At 55.2% G+C, this 18,879-nt stretch carries 16 protein-coding genes and 1 tRNA gene; 14 read left to right on the top strand and 3 right to left on the bottom strand.

Annotated elements, in window-relative coordinates:
- The first annotated feature begins 7 nt into the window (after nucleotides 1-7).
- On the top strand, nucleotides 8-2,785 hold the full coding sequence (infB, locus tag K6117_RS07480) for a translation initiation factor IF-2 (RefSeq protein ID WP_221793492.1): 2,778 nt from the start codon (nucleotides 8-10) through the stop codon (nucleotides 2,783-2,785).
- Nucleotides 2,785-3,204: a 30S ribosome-binding factor RbfA gene (gene rbfA, locus K6117_RS07475; RefSeq protein WP_221793490.1), complete on the top strand. Its 420-nt coding sequence runs from the start codon at nucleotides 2,785-2,787 to the stop codon at nucleotides 3,202-3,204. The genes infB and rbfA overlap by 1 nt, the downstream gene beginning before the upstream one ends.
- A 32-nt stretch (nucleotides 3,205-3,236) precedes the next feature.
- Here the strand turns inward: rbfA and K6117_RS07470 are convergent, their stop codons facing one another.
- Nucleotides 3,237-3,635 carry a hypothetical protein gene (locus K6117_RS07470; RefSeq protein ID WP_221793488.1) on the bottom strand — a complete coding sequence of 133 codons (399 nt, stop codon included), beginning with the start codon at nucleotides 3,633-3,635 and terminating at the stop codon, nucleotides 3,237-3,239.
- Nucleotides 3,636-3,794: 159 nt separating this feature from the next.
- On the opposite strand from K6117_RS07470, the gene K6117_RS07465 reads away from it, so the two are divergent.
- Nucleotides 3,795-4,796, top strand: a complete 1,002-nt coding sequence (locus K6117_RS07465; RefSeq protein WP_221793486.1) for an adenosine kinase — start codon at nucleotides 3,795-3,797, stop codon at nucleotides 4,794-4,796.
- 23 nt (nucleotides 4,797-4,819) lie between these two features.
- On the opposite strand, the gene K6117_RS07460 is transcribed toward K6117_RS07465, so the two are convergent.
- Complete coding sequence (locus tag K6117_RS07460; RefSeq protein WP_221793484.1) at nucleotides 4,820-5,035, bottom strand: hypothetical protein; 216 nt, start codon at nucleotides 5,033-5,035, stop codon at nucleotides 4,820-4,822.
- Nucleotides 5,036-5,153: 118 nt separating this feature from the next.
- Nucleotides 5,154-6,137 (bottom strand): cysteine synthase A, encoded by a 984-nt coding sequence (locus tag K6117_RS07455; protein ID WP_221793482.1) that lies wholly within the window; start codon nucleotides 6,135-6,137, stop codon nucleotides 5,154-5,156.
- A 92-nt stretch (nucleotides 6,138-6,229) separates the two neighbouring features.
- On the opposite strand from K6117_RS07455, the gene K6117_RS07450 reads away from it, so the two are divergent.
- The 11 genes from K6117_RS07450 (at nucleotide 6,230) to K6117_RS07400 (ending at nucleotide 18,858) form a co-directional block, all read left to right on the top strand.
- Nucleotides 6,230-6,499, top strand: coding sequence for a DUF3297 family protein (locus K6117_RS07450; protein ID WP_221793480.1), 270 nt, complete (start codon nucleotides 6,230-6,232; stop codon nucleotides 6,497-6,499).
- A gap of 73 nt (nucleotides 6,500-6,572) precedes the next feature.
- Nucleotides 6,573-6,648, top strand: a tRNA-Ala gene (locus K6117_RS07445).
- 559 nt (nucleotides 6,649-7,207) lie between these two features.
- Complete coding sequence (locus K6117_RS07440) at nucleotides 7,208-7,657, top strand: hypothetical protein (RefSeq protein WP_221793478.1); 450 nt, start codon at nucleotides 7,208-7,210, stop codon at nucleotides 7,655-7,657.
- Between the two features lie 711 nt (nucleotides 7,658-8,368).
- Nucleotides 8,369-8,785 (top strand): hypothetical protein, encoded by a 417-nt coding sequence (locus K6117_RS07435; RefSeq protein ID WP_221793476.1) that lies wholly within the window; start codon nucleotides 8,369-8,371, stop codon nucleotides 8,783-8,785.
- A 21-nt stretch (nucleotides 8,786-8,806) separates the two neighbouring features.
- Complete coding sequence (locus tag K6117_RS07430) at nucleotides 8,807-10,387, top strand: AAA family ATPase (RefSeq protein ID WP_221793474.1); 1,581 nt, start codon at nucleotides 8,807-8,809, stop codon at nucleotides 10,385-10,387.
- 667 nt (nucleotides 10,388-11,054) lie between these two features.
- Nucleotides 11,055-13,280 carry a TonB-dependent receptor gene (locus K6117_RS07425; RefSeq protein ID WP_221793472.1) on the top strand — a complete coding sequence of 742 codons (2,226 nt, stop codon included), beginning with the start codon at nucleotides 11,055-11,057 and terminating at the stop codon, nucleotides 13,278-13,280.
- A 33-nt stretch (nucleotides 13,281-13,313) separates the two neighbouring features.
- Nucleotides 13,314-14,114: an acid phosphatase gene (locus K6117_RS07420; RefSeq protein WP_221793470.1), complete on the top strand. Its 801-nt coding sequence runs from the start codon at nucleotides 13,314-13,316 to the stop codon at nucleotides 14,112-14,114.
- A 57-nt stretch (nucleotides 14,115-14,171) separates the two neighbouring features.
- Complete coding sequence (locus tag K6117_RS07415; protein WP_221793467.1) at nucleotides 14,172-14,744, top strand: RNA polymerase sigma factor; 573 nt, start codon at nucleotides 14,172-14,174, stop codon at nucleotides 14,742-14,744.
- A 2-nt stretch (nucleotides 14,745-14,746) separates the two neighbouring features.
- Nucleotides 14,747-15,682 (top strand): FecR family protein, encoded by a 936-nt coding sequence (locus K6117_RS07410; RefSeq protein ID WP_221793465.1) that lies wholly within the window; start codon nucleotides 14,747-14,749, stop codon nucleotides 15,680-15,682.
- Nucleotides 15,683-15,951: 269 nt separating this feature from the next.
- Nucleotides 15,952-18,288: a TonB-dependent receptor gene (locus K6117_RS07405; protein WP_221793463.1), complete on the top strand. Its 2,337-nt coding sequence runs from the start codon at nucleotides 15,952-15,954 to the stop codon at nucleotides 18,286-18,288.
- Between the two features lie 108 nt (nucleotides 18,289-18,396).
- Nucleotides 18,397-18,858, top strand: a complete 462-nt coding sequence (locus tag K6117_RS07400) for a terminase small subunit (RefSeq protein WP_221793461.1) — start codon at nucleotides 18,397-18,399, stop codon at nucleotides 18,856-18,858.
- Nucleotides 18,859-18,879: the final 21 nt, after the last annotated feature.

Below are 18,879 nucleotides of genomic sequence, written 5' to 3'. Positions count from 1 at the left end.
CAGGCTCATGAGCGACGATAACAAGCCAAAGCTGGGCACACGAGCGCCGTTGGGCCTGAAGCGGACTGTCGAAACCGGCCAGGTGAAGCAGAGCTTCTCCCATGGTCGTTCGAACACGGTGGTGGTCGAAGTCAAGCGCCGCCGCGTGGTGGGCAAACCGGGTGAAACGCCTGCTGCCGCTGCCGCACCCGAAGTGGAAATCGCACCTGCGCCTGAGCCGGTCGCTGCGCCAGCACCCGCGCCGGTGGTTGAAGCCGCGCCTGCGCCGGTGGTTGAAGCCGCACCGGTAGTAGAGGCTGCACCTGTAATCGAAGCTGCGCCAGTGGTTGAAGCTGCACCCGAGCCTGTAGCTGCACCTGCACCTGCGCCCGCGCCTGTTGTCGAAGTGACGCCGGTTGTCGAAGCTGCGCCGGTTGCACCGGTCGCTGCGCCCGCCCCTGCACCAAAGCCTGCACCTGCACCTGCGCCAGTGGCGCGGTCTGCCCCGTCGCGACCGATGGCTCCGGCACCGCGCACCCGCGCTCCGGCAGTGGGCGGCGATTTGATGAGCCGTCAGGAATTGCAGGCCAAGCTCCTGCGTGAAGCAGAAGAAGCCCGCATGACCGCGCTGGAAGAAGCGCGTCGTCGTGAAGAACGCGCCAAGCAGGAGGCCTCTGAAGAAGAGCGCCGCCGCATGGAAGAAAATCGCAAGGCCGAAGAAGCTGCGCGCATTCTGGCGGAAAGCCAGCCTGCGCCGGTCGCAGAAGCGGCCCCGGTTGGCGGCGTTGAATTGGAAGGCGAGAGCGAGAGCGAACGTCGTGCCGCCGCTGCCCGCCGTCCGGCTGGCGCGCAGCCTGCGCTCAAGCGGCCTGAACCGGCGCGGCCAAGCCGTGGCCGTGGTGGCGATGATCGTCGCCAGTCCGGCAAGCTGACCGTCACCCGTGCGTTGGACGAAGAGGGCGGCGATGCCCGTGCGCGGTCATTGGCGGCGCTGAAGCGTGCCCGTGAAAAGGATCGTCGCGCCCATCAGGGTGGTGGCCAGCAGGTCAAGCAGGTGCGCGATGTGCAGGTGCCGGAATCGATCACCGTGCAGGAACTCGCCAATCGTATGGCGGAACGTGGCGCGGCGCTGGTCAAGGCGCTGTTCAAGCTCGGCATGCCGGTGACGATCAATGCGACGATCGATCAGGATACGGCGGAACTGCTCGTGACCGAATTCGGCCACAACATTGTCCGCGTGTCGGATTCGGACGTTGAAATCGACAGCAATGCCGATGTCGATGCTGCTGAAACGCTGAAGCCGCGTCCGCCGGTTGTCGCGATCATGGGCCATGTCGATCATGGCAAGACCTCGCTGCTTGATGCGCTGCGCGGCACCGATGTGGTGTCCGGCGAATCCGGCGGGATCACCCAGCATATCGGCGCCTATCAGGTGACGATGAAGGACAAGTCGAAGATTACCTTCCTCGATACGCCGGGCCATGAAGCCTTTACCGAAATGCGCGCGCGCGGCGCGAATGTGACCGATATTGTCGTGATCGTGGTCGCCGCCGATGATGGTCCCAAGCCGCAGACGGTTGAAGCGATCAACCATGTGAAGGCGGCGGGTGTGCCGATGATCGTGGCGATCACCAAGATCGACAAGCATGAAGCCAATCCGCAGAAGGTGCGCGAGCAATTGCTGCAATATGATGTGGTGGTCGAAGCCATGTCGGGCGATGTGCAGGATGTCGAAGTCTCGGCCAAGACCAAGGAAGGTCTGGACGAGCTGATCGAGAAGATCCAGTTGCAGGCCGAAGTGTCGGAATTGCGCGCCAATCCGGAACGTCAGGCCGAAGGCCGGGTGATTGAGGCCAAGCTCGACAAGGGGCGTGGTCCGGTTGCGACCATCCTCGTGCAGCGCGGCACGCTCAAGACCGGCGATATTTTCGTGGTCGGTGCCGAAAGCGGTCGTGTCCGTGCGATGATCGACGACAAGGGTCGTCAGATCAAGGAAGCGGGTCCGTCGATGCCGGTCGAAGTGCTTGGCCTTGGCGGTGTGCCGTCGGCAGGTGACACGCTGACCGTGGTTGAAAGCGAAGCGCGCGCCCGTGAGGTTGCCGCTTATCGTTCCGATCTCGCGACCAAGAAGCGTACCGGCACTGGCCCGGCATCGCTGGAATCGATGTTCTCGGCGCTGAAGGAAAAGCAGGCGGTCGAATATCCGGTGCTCGTCAAGGGCGATGTGCAGGGTTCGGTCGAAGCGATCGTCAGTTCGCTGCTCAAGATTGGCAATGAAGACATCAAGGTCCGCATCCTGCATGCAGGCGTGGGTGGTATCACCGAAAGCGATGTGCAGCTTGCCGGTGCATCGGGTGCGCCGATCCTTGGCTTTAACGTCCGTGCCAATGCCAAGGCGCGCGAAATTGCCGAACGCAACAAGGTCGCGCTCAAATATTATGATGTGATCTATGACCTTCTGGACGATATTCGTTCGGGCATGGCGGGCGAACTCGGGCCGGAATATTTCGAAACGGTCGTGGGCCGTGCCGAAATCCGTCAGGTCTTCCCGGCAGGCAAGCATGGCAAGGCTGCGGGCTTGCTCGTTACCGAAGGCTATATCCGCAAGGCGCTGCGCGCGCGCGTCACCCGCGACGATGTCATCATCTACAACGGGTCGATCAGCAATCTGCGTCGCTTCAAGGATGATGTGGCCGAAGTGCGTGCTGGTCTCGAATGCGGGGTGACGCTGGAAGCCACGACCGACATCAAGGCGGGCGACTTCCTCGAAACCTTTGAAGTCGAAGAGCGCGCGCGGACGATCTGATGGTTGCCGCTGCACCACCAGAACGCTCTGTCCGCCTGCTCCGCGTTGGCGAGCAGGTCCGTCATGTGCTCTCCGAAGTCCTGGCGCGTGGCGAAGTCCATGATGACGTTCTCGCCAAGCATCCGGTGTCGGTGACGGAGGTCCGCATGTCGCCGGACCTTCGCCACGCGACCGTGTTTGTGAAGCCGTTGCTGGGCAAGGACGAAGAGGCGGTGCTGAAGGCGTTACGGACCAACACCGCCTATCTTCAGCGCGAAGTCGCACGCAAGGTGAAGATGAAATATGCGGCAAAGCTGAAATTCCTTGCGGATGACAGCTTTGATGAAGGGTCGCATATCGACCGGTTGCTGTCCAACCCGCATGTGGCGCAGGATCTTGACCGGGATGCGCCGAATGGCCCGGATATCGACGAGGATTGAGAACCGGGATTGCGGGCCGGGTAGGCCGGTCCTTATCGTCCGGTATAGAGTTTCAGACAATTCGCGAGATTAAGGTCTTCACCCGTCACGCGGCGGCTGTCGACATGCGTCACGACCAATTGGCCATTCGCGCGCAGCGGAAAGAGATAGGTGTCGATGACGCAGCCGTTGCGGCTGAATTGCAGCCGTTTCGCGCCACTTTCGATATTTTCCTGTGTTGGCGTTCCCAATTGACGGACGATCTCTGCCTCGGTCCTGCCGATGAGGCCACTCACCGGCTGCTGCGCCCGGATCACGGGCGTGCTGAGTGGCTTTAAAGCGGGGGCGTTGGAGCCGCCGCATGCGGTGAGCAACATGAGTGCTGCCAGAGAGGCGCCGGACTTGAAGAGATGGCGACCGAGGCCAGCGCGCGAGATGTAAGCATTTACCATGTGCCATTAGTGGCGGGCCAAGGCGGGCTGGTCAATCCTGCCCGCTCAATCCTACATTGCCAGTCGGCAGATAGGCCATTAGAGGACGGGCAGCACAAGGCGGTATTTCTGATGTTTTTCACTGATGCGCCGCTTATTGATCGATGACAGGAGTTTGCCTTGACCGCCCCCAGCCTTGATGTTGTTGCCATCGGTAACGCTATTGTCGATGTGATCGCACAGGCCGATGATCAATTCCTCCACGATCAGGGGCTGGCCAAGGGCGCGATGCAATTGCTGTTCACGCCGGAAGAGGCCGAAGGCCTATATGCCAAAATGGCGCCGGGGATCGAAGCGAGCGGCGGTTCTGCGGCCAACACCATTGCGGGTATTGCGGCGCTGGGAGGCAAGACCGGCTTTATCGGGCAGGTGGCGAATGACCAGCTCGGCAATGTGTTTCGCCATGATATTGCGGCGTTGGGCGTGGCCTTCACGACCGAACCGCGCGAAGGCAATCCGCCGACCGCGCGTTGCTTGATTCTGGTGACGCCGGATGGCCAGCGGACGATGAACACTTTTCTCGGCGCATCGCAATTTCTCCCGGCGACCGCGCTGGATCGGGATTTGATCGAATCGGCGGCGATTTTATATCTTGAGGGCTATCTTTGGGACCCGGCAGAACCGCGCGCCGCGATGCGCGAGGCGATTGCCATTGCCCGGGCCGCGGGCCGCAAAGTGGCATTTACCTTGTCCGATGGTTTCTGCGTTGATCGCCATCGCGACAGTTTTCTCGACCTCATCCGGGGCGGCGAGATCGATATTTTGTTCGCCAATGAAACCGAGATCAAATCGCTGCATGAGACCGATGATTTCGAAGCCGCAGTTGCGGCCACGGCGTTGCATGTGCCGGTGACGGTGGTCACGCGTTCGGAAAATGGCGCGATTGCGATGGTCGGCGATCAAATTTATTCGGTCAATGCCGAACCCATTGCGCAATTGGTCGATACGACCGGGGCAGGGGATTTGTTCGCCGCCGGGTTCCTTGCGGGGCAGGTGCAGGGCCGCAGCGTCGAACAGTCGCTGGCGATGGGCGCGATCTGCGCGGCAGAGGTGATTTCCCATTATGGCGCACGGCCAGAAGCCGACATCGCGGCATTGGTCGCGGCGAAGCTGGGTAGCTAAATCAGTTCGCTAAATTCACGCCATCAGCGATGGGCGCTTCTGTCCGTGTTGGGGGTTAAGCCCAGTTCGGCCAGCGGTTCCGTCGCTTCGGCGTGATTGGCCGTGTCGGCCTTATTGGCGGTGGCGCTATTGCCGCCACGCGTATCTTCACCGAACATGGAAAATATCGCTGCGCCCAGCAACACGACCAGAAATACGCTGGCCAGACCGGTAAGACCGATCCGAATGCGACCCATCATTTGGTTTCTCCGCACGTATTAAAATGGCTATTCGCCCGCATATATGGGCGACCGCGCAGATAAGCGCAAGCGAAGCGAGGGCGCATTGCTGCGGGGGCGCGCATCAGGAAGGCCGGGCTTACATCCAGGGGGCGGGTTCCAGTCCTTTTTCCTTCAACCACAACGGGTTGTAGAGGGTGGAAAGATAACGGAAGCCGCTGTCGCACAAGATGGTGACGATGGTATGGCCCGGCCCCATTTCCCGCGCCAGCGCCATCGCGCCCGCCACGTTGATGCCGGAGGACAGGCCCAGCGCCAGCCCTTCCTTGGCCAAGAGCGCATGGACCTGCGCCAGACCTTCGGCATCCGAAATGCGGAACTGGGTGTCGATTGGCGCATTTTCAAGATTGGCGGTGATCCGGCCTTGACCGATTCCTTCTGCGACCGAACTGCCCTCGGCCTTTAATTCGCCATGGGCATAATAATGATAGAGCGCCGCGCCATCGGGATCGGTGAGCGCGATGCGGATATTTTCATTAAATTCCTTGAGGCCAAGGCCCACGCCCGCCAGCGTCCCCCCGGTGCCGACCGCACAGGTGAAGCCGTGGATATCGCCTGCGGTCTGTTCCCAGATTTCCCGCGCGGTGGTCTGCACATGGGCGCGACGATTGGCGATATTATCGAACTGATTGGCCCAAAGGGCGCCCGGCGTTTCTTCGGCAATACGGCGCGAGGTGTGGACGAAATGGCCGGGATTGGAATAGGGGGCGGCAGGGACAAGCACCAATTCCGCGCCCAACGCCCGCAACGTATCCATTTTTTCCCGGCTTTGCGTTTCCGGCATGACGATGGTGGTTTTATAGCCCTTGGCATTGCCGACCAGTGCAAGGCCGATGCCGGTATTGCCTGCTGTCCCCTCGACAATCATCCCGCCCGGTTCGAGCAGGCCGCGCGCTTCGGCATCTTCGACGATGAAAAGCGCGGCCCGGTCCTTCACCGATCCGCCGGGATTCATGAATTCGCATTTGCCGAGAATCGTGCAGCCAGTGGCTTCACTCGGGCCTTTGAGTTTCACAAGGGGCGTGTTGCCGATCAGGGCAAGGGTATCGGATGCGATGGTCATGGCTCGTCAATAGCCTTGCGAAGCCATCAGGAGCAAGCAAGATCAGTGGTTCAGGCTTGACGTATCTGCGCAAATTGCCCATGCGCCAGATTATGACTGATAGCACATCCGATGTTTTGCCTGACCGTCTCTCGGTCGATCCGCGCAGCCCGTTTTTCAATGCCGAGGTGCTTCGCCGCGGTATCGGTGTTCGTTTCAAGGGCGCACAGCGCACCGATGTCGAAGAATATTCCCAGTCGGAAGGCTGGATTCGCGTGGCACTTGGCCGAAAAATGGGCCGGGATGGTCGCCCGTTGACGATCAAGCTCAATGGCGCGGTCGAAGTCTGGTACGAAAATCCGGCAGAAGACGCAGGCGCATAAGCCGCAGCGATGAATGCATAAAATGGGCGTTGCATCTGACTTTCTAGCCAGCTAAAGCACCGCCCATATATGTGGGGCCGTAGCTCAGTTGGGAGAGCGCGTCGTTCGCAATGACGAGGTCAGCGGTTCGATCCCGCTCGGCTCCACCATTTCATTTAAACAAGACATTGATAGTGCGCGCCTTTTTCTCGTAAGGTATGATCTCTCCCCACATTTATCCCCACGCTCTGATTTGGTTTATGATGATCGGTATTAACCGCTGCGGGACGGTGTTGGAAAACAAACCTGCTACTCAAGCCAGCCCATAAGATATTCGTTCTTGATCGTCTCAACTGCTATATGTTGAAGTGCACGCCTAGGATCAAAGCTAGACACGATCAGGTATTTTATCCGAAGGTAAGTCGTGGGCCGGGCCCCGCCCTAGGCCACCCCTCCCAGGGTGCCTCTAGCGCCGCCGCGTATTTGATATCCCCTAACCGCACTAATTTTTTTGATTTTCAAAATTTGCACTTATCCTATGCCGTCTATACCTAAGCTGCTGTGGATATTCCTGAACCAGCCTGTTTTCCAAAAACAGATCGCAAGACCCTTCTCCTCGCTCAGGATCTAGCATGGCGCGTTGGCGAAATCGTAAGGGAGTAGCTCCCTGACGATGCGACTTCTAATGATGCTGATGTCATGGCGAAGCAGGTCTTGTGGTGTGCAATCATGATGATTGACGGCTTGGATCCCACTGAGCCCTATGTGAAAAAGAAGTCGACTGGTCGAAAACCAACTGACTGGGACGATCTAACGGGCCATTCTATCCATCAGCTTATTTACTGGGTCAGAATAGAGAAGAGTAAACTGGATATAGCTGCGCGTAAAAATAGGGGGCTACAAAGCGGTACGCGTGCACAGTTGGGGCGTGTAAAACCAACTTGGGACCGCGCCTGCCGGAACATCCTCGACCCACTGGTAAAAACTGACTTCCCTGATGTTTCTAAACAAGAGGATTGTATGAGGCATTATGCTGAACAGCTTTGGCATATTATCAAGCTTATGGTCGGTAATAAGCCTATTATGACCTGGGATGAATATGCTGAAAAATCGGTAATCCATGAAGCACGTGAAATTTCAGAGATCCGAAACCGGAAAAATGTTTATCCAAAAAATTAAATATAGGAAATAATATCCTCAGTACTTTTTTCCCTATAATTGTGATTGTCCATAGTATGTTGTGGTAATAACTGGTCGTCCTCACCAACGTAGAGGACATCCAAAATGCCCATTCACTCTCCCATTGAACCAATTGCAGATTCGGTACCCATCGCGGCAAAACGCATGGGCGTCAGCCGGAGCTATGCATACCTAGAAATCAAGGCATGCCGCCTCGCTGCTCTTAAAGCTGGCTCACGCACTTTGATTTCACGCGCCGAGCAGCAACGATGGCTGACGGACTTGCCGCGATTGGAGGTGTCTCATGGACGTTGAGGCATGCATTAAGATCGAACATGTCGTTGACCAAAGTGTCACAGACCATCTTCCAGCTTCGCAGCACATCATATTTGCAATGCATGGATTATACAGCGGTAAGGGGAGTGCGACCCCAGATAGAGCTGCTTCAATAGTACTAGGCTGGGTCATAGCGGGCGCAGATAGGCTTAAGCTGACACAGTGCTGGGGAGACGAGCGGATAGACCGCGAAACGACCTTAAGATTATTATCGCACTGGGCTGGTGTGACGGCGTTTATACGTCCCTCGACAGCACGCTTAATCAACCGTCTTTGCATCCATATGCAAAGCTCAAATATGCCTCCTCCTAACGCGATGAAAGATCTTCGCAAAGAAGTCGATCGGCTTGACCGATGACAGTTTTCCCTCTCACAATGAATGGTGAACTGTGCGACCCGGTTCAGACTGAAGCCTATTTCACGCGCCTGTTTCAGCATGTCGATTTCGCGCAAGGCCAGCTTATCAGCCTGCTTGGCGTTGGCGAAAAGGGGACTGAGCGCGAGGGCATCAAGCCTGAGCGTCAGTTTCTCCCTCCCACATCGGGCGCGAAGATCATGGAGTGCCTGCGCCGCTGGGCTGAGTGGCATCTTGCCAGCTTCGCTGTCCCGGCGGTCCTGCACGGCAGCGCGGCAATCGCCGGGGACGTTAAGCTCGACAAGGTGGCGCTGATGACGGCGATCATCCTTGACATCGACAGCGGCGACATTGCGGGCAAGTGCGCATTTGTCACGGATCGGCTTGGCAAGCCGTCCATGACAATTGCATCCGGCGGCTCAACCTCTGAGGGATAGCAAAAGCTCCATCTTTATTGGATGCTGGATGAGCCAAGCGATGAGATTGACCGCATCGCGGCGCTGCGCAAGACGCTCGCGGCCAAGTGCGGGGGCGATCAATCCTTCGGGCGTGCAACGCAAATCATCCGCATCCCCGGCTCGGTCCATGCCAAGTATGGCATCGCGAGCGTCTGCACGATTATTGAGCAATGCGACAACGACTATTCGTTAGAGGACATGTCTGACATTATTACGGACATGTCCCCGATGAACAGCATCGAACAGGCTCCGCAGCTCATGCAGCTATTGCCGGGTGGCGTGATGAACTTCGCCCCTCCGCCGATGATGGATTTCAGCCCGCGCACCAATACCGCGGTTGCGGCCATGAACCGGGACGTTGCGGCCGGTGGCGACGAACTGACGCGCTGGGGGGAATTCTCCAAGGTCGCCGGGCTGAAGATCAGCGAGGCGCGGCGCGGGAACATATCGCCAGAGCAGGCTTATTCGGATGTCTGCGGCTGGGCGCTGGTGCATATGGTCCCGACATGGCCGCAAGCTCGCATCGATCAGGAATACCGCAGGCTGCTAGAAAAGGATGCAGCAACACATGTTATCTTTCCTATGGTTGCTCAGGAAACCGATATGAATGCCCTTCCTGTGGAATTTTTTGGGGACATTCAGCCATCACTCCTGAATTCATGGCTGGTTCGCGACTTTATACCTCAACACTCCCTCGCTTTGTTTTACGGCAACCCAGGGTCTGGAAAGAGCTTTTTAGCGCTCGATATTGCGTTGCGAGTAGCGGCAGGCATGGAGGTAGACGGCCGTGCGGTTAAACAGTACCCGACTGTCTATCTGGCAGCGGAGGGGCAGGGTGGCTTCAGGCGACGTGTTGCCGCTTTTCGGCAGCACCATAAACTTGACCCAAACACTCCATTTGCGTTGATACCCCAGGCGGTAAACTTACTTGATCCAAATACAGACCTGCCCCGTTTAGTTGCGGCGATAGAACAAGCGAGCGAACGTCTGGGTGGGCCGCCTGGCTTGATTATCGTCGACACGTTGGCAGCCACATTCGGAGGTGGTGATGAAAATACGTCGGCCATGGTGGGCTACTTAAACAATATGGCGCATCTCCGAGATGCCTTCACGTCGACAGTCGCTGTGGTTCATCATCGTCCAAAGGATCAACAGAACAATACGCCGCGAGGCCATAGCAGCCTTATGGGGGCAATGGACGTGATGTTCTGTGTGGAGGGAGGCAATGTGCACAGCGCCAATATAACGAAGCAGAAGGACGCTGAAGCTGGATCGCCACTTTGCTTTGCGCTAGAAAGTATCAACTTAGGCGCTGACGAGGAAGGTGAACCCGTCAATAGCGCGATAGTAAAATACTTGGCGCCAAAGGTGGAAGTAAATCTGAGTCCTCAGACGTTGAAGGTCTGGAAGGCATTAAGAGACGCAATTGCAGCTGGGCCCGGCGCTGGGAATGGTAGCTTAGATCCTGATCCGGCCACCTTATCCATCACAAAACTGCAATGGCGCAGTTATTGGATGTTGCTGGGCGAGACGGATGTAAAGGAAGATGCCCGGTCTAAAGCGTTTAATCGTGCATTTTAAGGCTCTTCTAGCCGCTGGTAAGGTGCGGCAATCAGGCGATCAATGCTTCGTTGTGGAAGAACAGCATGATCTTCCAGCTTCAGCGACAAATCCAGTTACGATGGATTTTTCTCCCCAATCCATTGGGGTATCCGAGCTTATGCACTGACGCTCTTTAAGCATGATGATATTTCTCATGTAGTTCCGGACATTGGACAGGGCTCTATACCCCTGTCCTGTCTGTCCGGTTTTACTGCATTTGCAGGGTGGACATGTCTGCTAATGTTCGGGACATGTCTCAATGTCTGGCGAGTTGGGCTTGCTGTGATCACTTCACCTAAGCCGATGTGTTGGCGGGGAATAGTATAGGAGGTGTGGTGATACTACCAATCACGATTCACGCCCTACCACTATCGTCAATAGCCTGCCTCATGCCAACGATCGGTACACCCGAACGAGCCAAGGCGCACGCAGCCGAATGTAGACTGAACCGTTCGCGATTTTGTCTCGCGGCATATAGGTATATCGGCTGAGATATTCTCAGAATTCCATTAGATTTAGGTAGGGCGTGATCCTGCGCTGACGCTTAACAATGGAGTGATGCGAAAAAAGAGTCCAGTCCACATACAGATTTCAATCTCCGGCTCGTCTTACAAACAGGACACTAATGTCCGGACGGGGAGAGAATATGATGAAGCGCATGACTCTGGCTTTGGTTTCAAGTTGCGCAGTGAGCGCAGTATCTTTGTGTGCATCTGCCCAAACGATAGGTTCGGAAACCGACGGAATCCAGGAAATCATCGTAACTGCACAAAAGCGCGCGGAAAATATGCAGGACACGCCTATTTCCATCGTGGCCATGAACGCTGAAACACTCGAAAAGCAGGGCATCAATTCGCTTAACGATATGTTCACGGGTTCAGTCCCGTCCTTGCGTGTGGCCCCCTTTATCGGTCGTGCCTCGGCGGTCTCAATCGGTATGCGCGGTCTTGTCCCGTTGGACGTAACGCAGGTAACCCGCGACCCGACCGTCGGCATCTACATCGACGGCGTTTACCTCGGTCGCGTTTCCGGTCTCGGCATGGATTTGGCCGATATCGAACGCATCGAAGTTTTGCGCGGACCGCAGGGAACGCTATTCGGCCGCAATACTATTGGCGGCGCGGTGAGTGTGGTGTCCAAAAAGCCAACCGGTGAGTTCGGTGTGGATTTGAAGGGCGGACTGGGCAATTTCTCCGACCGTTCGCTGTCTGCCCATATCAATCTTCCCAAGGTCGCGGGCATCAGCGTGAAGGTCGACGGCCTCTTCAACAAACGCTCGGGCCTGGTGCACAATCCCATGACGTCTGCCAAGGATTATGGCGCCATCGAGAAATACGGCATAAAAACAACCGCCCTTTGGGAGGCGACTGATAATTTTTCGATTTTATATTCTTTTGACTATTCAAAAGATAATTCGACCGGCAACTACTATTATATTTTCAAGACACAGCAGTCTGCAGCAGTTACCCCTTCGTTCATTACTGTGGGCTCTCCTCGTGTACGCACCGCCCCCGTTGGCCTGCCCAATTTCGAAAACCCTCAAAAGGCGCAGGGCCACAGCATCGTCGCCAATTTCGACGCGTCGGATCATCTTACCATCCGATCACTCACCAGCTGGCGCAGGCTGAACTCGGTCCAGTGGGAACAGGATAATGGCGGGTTAACCCGCTGGGGCGCCGGCCGTCTTTTTGGCCGGCTAAGCTATGCCAAGGTTAACCAGCATCAGTTCAGCGAAGAACTGCAGATTATTGGAAATATAAATAATTTTAAATATGTAGGTGGTCTATATTTCTTTGACGAAAAGGGCCGAGATACGGCAACAGTATACTCCTCGGGTACTTTGAATTCGACAGTATCCGGTATCAATTTGTTTTCGCAACTAGTTGCAGACGCCGGATTGGCTATCCCGGATCGCGCCTCTGCAGCAAAGGTGCGTTCGACTGCAGCCTTTGGACAGGCCACATGGTCCCCAATGGGAGATTTGGGTTTGCACCTCACTGCCGGCGCCCGTTACACCAAGGACAAGAAGTCTGGCCAGCTTGTCTACCTACGCGGGGTTGATCCTCATCTCAACTTCCAGTTTCGTTCATCACGGGTCGATCCGTCCGCTGTTATTGCCTATGACTTCACGAAGGACATCAATGCATATGTTAAATGGGGCCGAGCATATCGCGCAGGCGGCGCTAATACGCGCTCTGTAGCGCTGGCCCCTTTTGGTGAGGAAGAACTGACGTCGTGGGAAATTGGTGCTAAAAGCGATCTGTTTGATCGCAGGCTGCGCTTGAATATTGCTGCCTATAAGAGCACCTTGAGCAATCAGCAGGTGGACTTTGCCAATCCTCTGTTTATTTCAAACACTGAAACCAAGAATGCACCCGAAAAGCGCCATATAAAAGGCATTGAAGCGGATATTACTGTCGTTCCCTTCAGCGGTCTTACCGTGAATGCCAACTATGTATATACAAAGGCCCCGACTACCCCTGTAATTAATCCGTATACAGGTGGGACGGAATTTATCACATCCGCATATACACCAACCCATGCATATACCGCCAACTTCGATTATAACTTTCCGAAGTGGAGCTTTGGGCAGCTAAGGGCGCATGTCGATATCAACAGCGCGGGCGGGTACGTCTCGAACAATACACCATCCAACGATAATACGAAGAATGGGAAAACCCTGTTGACCAATGCCCGGCTATCGCTTGCCGATATCAAGATCTCTCAAGCGGAGATGGAATTGTCAGTTTGGGGCAAAAACCTGTTCAATAATACGTACCAACTGTTCGATGTGACGATCGCCGGACGAAATACCCATGGTATGTACAACGAGCAACGTACCTGGGGGGTAGAAGCCCGCATCAAATTCTAAGTCCGTCGAAGAAGAGGAACAACAATGAGAACGATGGCCGGCAAGAAAAAGACATTGCTTATGTCGATGTTGGGAATCTGGGCCTTGGGTATGGCGATACCCGAGGCTCTGGCAGCACCTTCCGATGTGCCGCAAAAGACTTTTACCTTGCCGGCCGTCAAAGGATATCTCTTGAAGGCGGAGGTGCCAAATAGCCTGCTTATCTTGAACTCGCCCCCAATAGCGGGTTCGGCCGCAGAGGCTCGCGACAAGGAGGCGAGCGAGGATGCGCTACGAATGGGTGCTGGCGCGCGTTGGTCGCAGGCTTCCGCCGACGCCAATCTAGATTTTCCGAATGCCGTTCATGCTTTTGATTGCGTGCTAGGCGTCGAAATCAGTGCAACATCAACCCCCAAGTTATATTTGCTCATGCAAAAAAGTATGCTGGATTTAGGCCTCTCCACCTACCCAACCAAAAAGGCATTTCAGCGGGCCAGACCATTTACCGTCAATAATCAGCCAATATGCACGCCGGAATATGAGACGGTGCTGAGACAAGATGGGTCATATCCGTCTGGTCATAGCGCTGTCGGCTTTGGCTGGGGGCTGATGATGGCTAACGTCGCGCCTGAAAAGTCAGCTGAATTAGTAAAACGCGGTGTTGAGTTCGGCGACAGTCGAAGGGTTTGCAATGTGCACTGGCTCAGTGATGTGGAGGATGGACGTCTGATGGGTGCCGCAGTGTTTGCCCGGCTGATATCAGTACCAGCATTCAGAAAGGACTTGGCCACCGCGACCAAGGAATATCGACATGCCGTTGCCGCTGGACGTCGGCCTAGCCGCACATGCTCTTGAGCATTTCGCAGGTGGAAGGCTGCATGACATGCATGGTCGCACAATGAGGTTGCCGAGATGATCGACGACGCGTGGCTCAGAAATTGGTTTATGGAGCACGTTCTCCCGTTGGAGCCGGCACTCAACCGCTTCATCAAGCGGCAATGGCCAGACCTCCATGACCTTCCTGATATTCGACAGGATGTCTACGAGCGCATGCTGATCAAGGCGTGTGAAGCGCAGCCAGCGAATGTGAGGGCTTATTTGTTCGCTGTTGCGCGCAACGCGATTGTCGACCGATCGCGTCTCCGCAGACCGGCAAATGCGGGAAGTGGATTTGATGGTATCAGCGAAGAGGATATGGAGTTGGATTGGCTCACGCCGGAGCGCTTCTTTGAAGCTCGCCAAGAAATGAGCAGGTTCGAGCGAGGCATGGAAAAATTACCGAGGCAGTGCCGAGCAGTCATTAAACTTCGAAAAATCGAGGGGCTTTCGGCAAAAGAAGTGGCTTTTAAATTGGGGGTTGGAATCGATTCCGTACACCATCAAACCATGTTGGGCATGAGGGCATTGGTAGACTTCTTGTTGGGTGGCGACGGGAAGATCCGTCGGCCCGGCAATACGAAGCGCAATCGAAAGGTAGGACCGTGAGTTTGAGCGCGGATGAAATCGAGACCCAGGCCATGGACTTCCTGCTGCGCCGCATGGATGATAGCTGGTCTGTCGAAGATCAGCGCCATCTCGATCATTGGCTTGCCGCTTCCATGGCTCATCGGGCGGCCTTCTGGCGGTTAGAATATGGCGACAACAAAATAACAAGGCTTGTAGGCGATCAGGCACTCAACGAACGAGAATCGCGGGTCCACCTTTGGAAAGGATTGGCCGCCAGCCTGATCCTCTTGGTGGGTATATCGGGTGGCTACTTCGTTCACGAGCATCTACCATCCACAGTGCCATCAAAATCGATCGAGTATGCGACGAGATTTGGCGGTATCAGCGAGGCTGTGCTGCCAGATGGCACCCGACTGACGCTAAATTCGGCGACAGCAGTACGTTTTGAGGAATCCAGTGCACAGCGCGTACTATGGATCAAATCCGGTGAAGCCTTTTTCAGCGTGACGCATGATGCCAAACGGCCCTTTGTGGTACATTCCGGTGATCAGGCGGTCACGGTACTTGGCACCAAATTCAGCGTCGAAAAACAGACGAACAAGACGGTCGTATCCGTATTGGAGGGACGGGTCAGGGTTAGTGGCCCCGGTGGAGCTGTGCTCACGCGAGGGCAGACTGCAGTCATGGGTAGCTCCTCCTCGCTCGTGTTTTCCGAAGACCCTAGCGTTCTTGAGCGGAGGCTTAGCTGGCGTACTGGCATCCTCACTTTCTCTGAAACGCCGATCCGTGAGGCCGTGGCTCAGTTTAACCGCTATAATGAACGCAAGGTCATTGTGGGGGATGATCAGGTTGGCGCCACGAAGATTGGGGGGGCATTCAATCTAGCCAACGAGGATCAGTTCGTTCATATTCTCGAGACTGCGTATGGCGTCAAGGTAAGGTCAAACGAGAGAGAGATCATACTCTCCGCACGATAATGAACATAGTCTTGGGTTGGTCGTGCGCACGGGAGAGGGCGCCAGAGGGGACAGATTCGTAAATGCGAATGCGGTTACCGCTTGTCATCGTGGGTGTGGCCCTATCATCGGGCGTGTCACACGCTGCTGACGCGCAACGAGTTCAGTTTGATATTCCTGAAGGGCGGCTTAGCGACGTTCTATCTGCCTATGCCAGGTTGACTGCCATACAGCTGATCTACAAGGCCGACGAGGTTGCATCGGTCGGAAGCAAGGGTGTCAAAGGGGCCATGTCTCCAGACAAGGCTCTTGCGATTATTCTACGTGGCTCAAACCTCACAGCCAAAAAATATGATTTTGGCGCAGTAGCCATCGTTCGGCGGGCCATCTCGTCAACGATAAAGCCGGAGACGCCGGCAATAAAAATATGCACCCCCTTTGATGAGGAGGCCTCATCGGCGGGCAAAGTGTCAGCCTGTCCTTCCCTGCCCGATATTGTCGTTACCGCTGAGAAACTGGAAACTCTTCTTCAGCAAACATCTGTGTCCATGGTGGCGCTGGAAAATGACGAGTTGGCGGGCCTTAATGTAAGGTCGCTGAAGGATCTCGGGTCAGGCATTGTTCCTGCCTTGAGGGTGGTACCTTTTCTTGGGCGATCATCTGCACTGACAGTTGGTATGAGAGGGCTCGTCCCCAGTGACGCCACGCAAATCACACGTGATCCTACCGTTGGGGTCTATCTGGACGGCGTTTACCTTGGTCGGGTGCAGGGGCTCGGCGCCTACACTATGGACGTGGAACGTGTAGAGATCCTGCGCGGGCCTCAAGGCACAATGTTCGGCAGAAACTCCATCGGCGGCGCAATCAATATCATCACGAGAAAACCCAGGGGTGAGTTCGCGACAGAGGGGAAATTTGGTGTGAGTAGTTTCTCCGGCAGGGAGGCCTCGCTTCGGGTCGACTTGCCGCGGCAGGGCAACATTAGTGCCAGCTTCACAGCATCATTGGATACCAATGATGGCTGGGTGAAAAATCCCCTGGCCAACCAGACCAACTGGCACCGAACTGATCGCCACGCGCTCAGGGCCTCAGCACTTTGGGAGATCGCCCAGAACCTTGAGTTATTGTACGACTGGGACAGATCGATTGATAAGAGTACGCCCGGATATTCGGTTCTGATGTCTCTCGATGCGACAGACCCTCCCATTGCGCCTATTTTCTCCGTGGAAGGTGAGCGCGTCCGGAGTGCACGTGGCGGATTTATCATGAAACCGAGTAGAGGTCTCGTCACAGGTCATACCTTGCGCGGCTCTTATCGTCCTTCTGACCGGCTGACCGTTAATGCGATCGCATCTTGGAGATCTCTGAAACAGGATCAATGGGATCAAAGTGCGGGTATATTTAATCCATATTCTCAAGGTGGCACGGGGGGGCGTCTCAGTTATTCGAATGTTGTCCAGGACCAGTTCAATGGAGAGTTGAACGCGAGCGGTCGCGCGGGGAATCTGCGCTATCTCGTCGGAATGTTTCATTTTGTGGAGTCGGGTGTTGATCGAGCCATTGTCGCCGACACGATTCAATTCAACGAAGAGGGCAATTCATATTCACAGATCCCCGGGATTGAATTGAAGGCGCTCTCGCCTAACCGCTCCAGCGAAGTGCATACTCGGTCTCGCGCATTGTTCGGAAAACTCACTTGGACTCCGCCGCTGGCCGGCAGTCGCATCATCCTTGATGCCGGCATAAGATATACCGAGGAAACCAAGCGTGGCCGACCTGTCTTGCGGGAGGGGCAGTCCGTTGAAACCAATGAAAATTCAATGCCGGTGATTTTCAAAAAACGGCGATTTGATCCCGCGATATCTGTTGCATACGACATCAATAGCGTTGGCCGTGTCTATTTAAAATGGAGCCGCGCCTTCAGATCCGGCGGCGCAAACACGAGATCCCCTACATTTCGTGTTTATGGCGCAGAGCAAAACGCTACATGGGAACTTGGATACAAGGCAGACCTTTGGGATCGCACTGTGAGACTGAACGTTGCAGCTTATAAAAGTGTCCTACGCCATCCGCAAATCGACATTCCCAACTATACGAATATATCAAAATCAGAGACAGTGAATGGATCTAATTCTGCGGAAATAAGAGGCGCAGAAGTGGATGCTATCTTTATTTTTCCATCTAGACTTAGAGTGGAAGCAAGTTTCATATATACCGACGTAGTAGGACATAGTCAGAATTTGAAATTAGATGAAAATGTGCAGTCCATTCCACTGACAATTTCCTACACTCCGAAGTACGCAGCCAGCTTGTCACTCTCGCACAATTTCTCGCTCGGATCGAACCTTGAGGCGCAGGCGCAAATTTACGGCAGTGTAAGAGGTCGAGAGCATGATTCTGGTATCACGAGTGATAAGTCCTCCCGTGCGGAAGATACGGGGGCACGCTTGGATCTGCATGGTATTCGCTGGCGAGGGATGAATATTGAATTAGGATTTTGGGTGAAGAATATATTTAATGAAAAGCACGAAATATGGAAATATAAAAATAAATGGAAAGGGGCCTATGACTTGAGGGTATTTAATGATCCTATTAGTTCCGGCATAGTTTTTGGTTTTAAATTTTAATTTTTATAAATTACAATTCTCATTGTGTTGTATAACAATTTTAATGGTTATGGATTGCCGCCCCAATCGCTTTGTGGTATCTGGATACCTTATTGCAGGAGGTCGACAATGCCATCTCCCACCGATCCGCAGCAGCGCTTCATAGATCATTTAGTAGCCACTGGCTGCACCCCCACGCAGGCTGCGCGAACGGCGGGTTACGCTGAGCCCGCACAGGAAGCATACCGGCTTATCAGGAAGCCGCACATAGTCGCGGCAATCCGAGAGTTGCGTGGGCGATTAATCTCAGCCCACGGGGCGAATGTTGCCATCAAGACATTGGTCGACATTATGCAGGATACCGCAGCTCCAGCTTCGGCCCGTGTGTCTGCCGGGCGTGCCATGCTGGAAGCGGCGGGTCACTTCAACAAAGGTGCTGTTGAAGAGCGAGAGGTGCCTCTGCATGAGATGACGAGTGCACAGCTCAACGACTTCATTGCCAAAGCACAAGTTGTTATCGATTCAGGCGGCGCAGCTCCGATGATCAAAGTGATTGAGCGCGAGAGGCAGGTGGTGCCAGCCATTCAATGAGTGCTTCTTTGCTCGCGCTAT

The organism is Alteraquisediminimonas sediminicola, from assembly GCF_019740335.1.
In the GTDB taxonomy this organism is placed as follows: domain Bacteria; phylum Pseudomonadota; class Alphaproteobacteria; order Sphingomonadales; family Sphingomonadaceae; genus Alteraquisediminimonas; species Alteraquisediminimonas sediminicola.
The sequence above is the reverse complement of the archived record's forward strand: the minus strand, read 5'-3'. Positions and strand labels throughout refer to the sequence as shown.

Excerpts from the sequence above, each read along its gene's own strand:
- infB (WP_221793492.1), top strand. The coding sequence starts at position 8 with ATGAGCGACGATAACAAGCCAAAGCTGGGCACACGAGCGCCGTTGGGC.
- rbfA (WP_221793490.1), top strand. The coding sequence starts at position 2,785 with ATGGTTGCCGCTGCACCACCAGAACGCTCTGTCCGCCTGCTCCGCGTT.
- K6117_RS07470 (WP_221793488.1), bottom strand. The coding sequence starts at position 3,635 with ATGGTAAATGCTTACATCTCGCGCGCTGGCCTCGGTCGCCATCTCTTC.
- K6117_RS07460 (WP_221793484.1), bottom strand. The coding sequence starts at position 5,035 with ATGATGGGTCGCATTCGGATCGGTCTTACCGGTCTGGCCAGCGTATTT.
- K6117_RS07455 (WP_221793482.1), bottom strand. The coding sequence starts at position 6,137 with ATGACCATCGCATCCGATACCCTTGCCCTGATCGGCAACACGCCCCTT.
- K6117_RS07450 (WP_221793480.1), top strand. The coding sequence starts at position 6,230 with ATGACTGATAGCACATCCGATGTTTTGCCTGACCGTCTCTCGGTCGAT.
- K6117_RS07440 (WP_221793478.1), top strand. The coding sequence starts at position 7,208 with ATGATGATTGACGGCTTGGATCCCACTGAGCCCTATGTGAAAAAGAAG.
- K6117_RS07435 (WP_221793476.1), top strand. The coding sequence starts at position 8,369 with ATGAATGGTGAACTGTGCGACCCGGTTCAGACTGAAGCCTATTTCACG.
- K6117_RS07430 (WP_221793474.1), top strand. The coding sequence starts at position 8,807 with ATGCTGGATGAGCCAAGCGATGAGATTGACCGCATCGCGGCGCTGCGC.
- K6117_RS07425 (WP_221793472.1), top strand. The coding sequence starts at position 11,055 with ATGATGAAGCGCATGACTCTGGCTTTGGTTTCAAGTTGCGCAGTGAGC.
- K6117_RS07420 (WP_221793470.1), top strand. The coding sequence starts at position 13,314 with ATGGCCGGCAAGAAAAAGACATTGCTTATGTCGATGTTGGGAATCTGG.
- K6117_RS07415 (WP_221793467.1), top strand. The coding sequence starts at position 14,172 with ATGATCGACGACGCGTGGCTCAGAAATTGGTTTATGGAGCACGTTCTC.
- K6117_RS07405 (WP_221793463.1), top strand. The coding sequence starts at position 15,952 with ATGTCTCCAGACAAGGCTCTTGCGATTATTCTACGTGGCTCAAACCTC.
- K6117_RS07400 (WP_221793461.1), top strand. The coding sequence starts at position 18,397 with ATGCCATCTCCCACCGATCCGCAGCAGCGCTTCATAGATCATTTAGTA.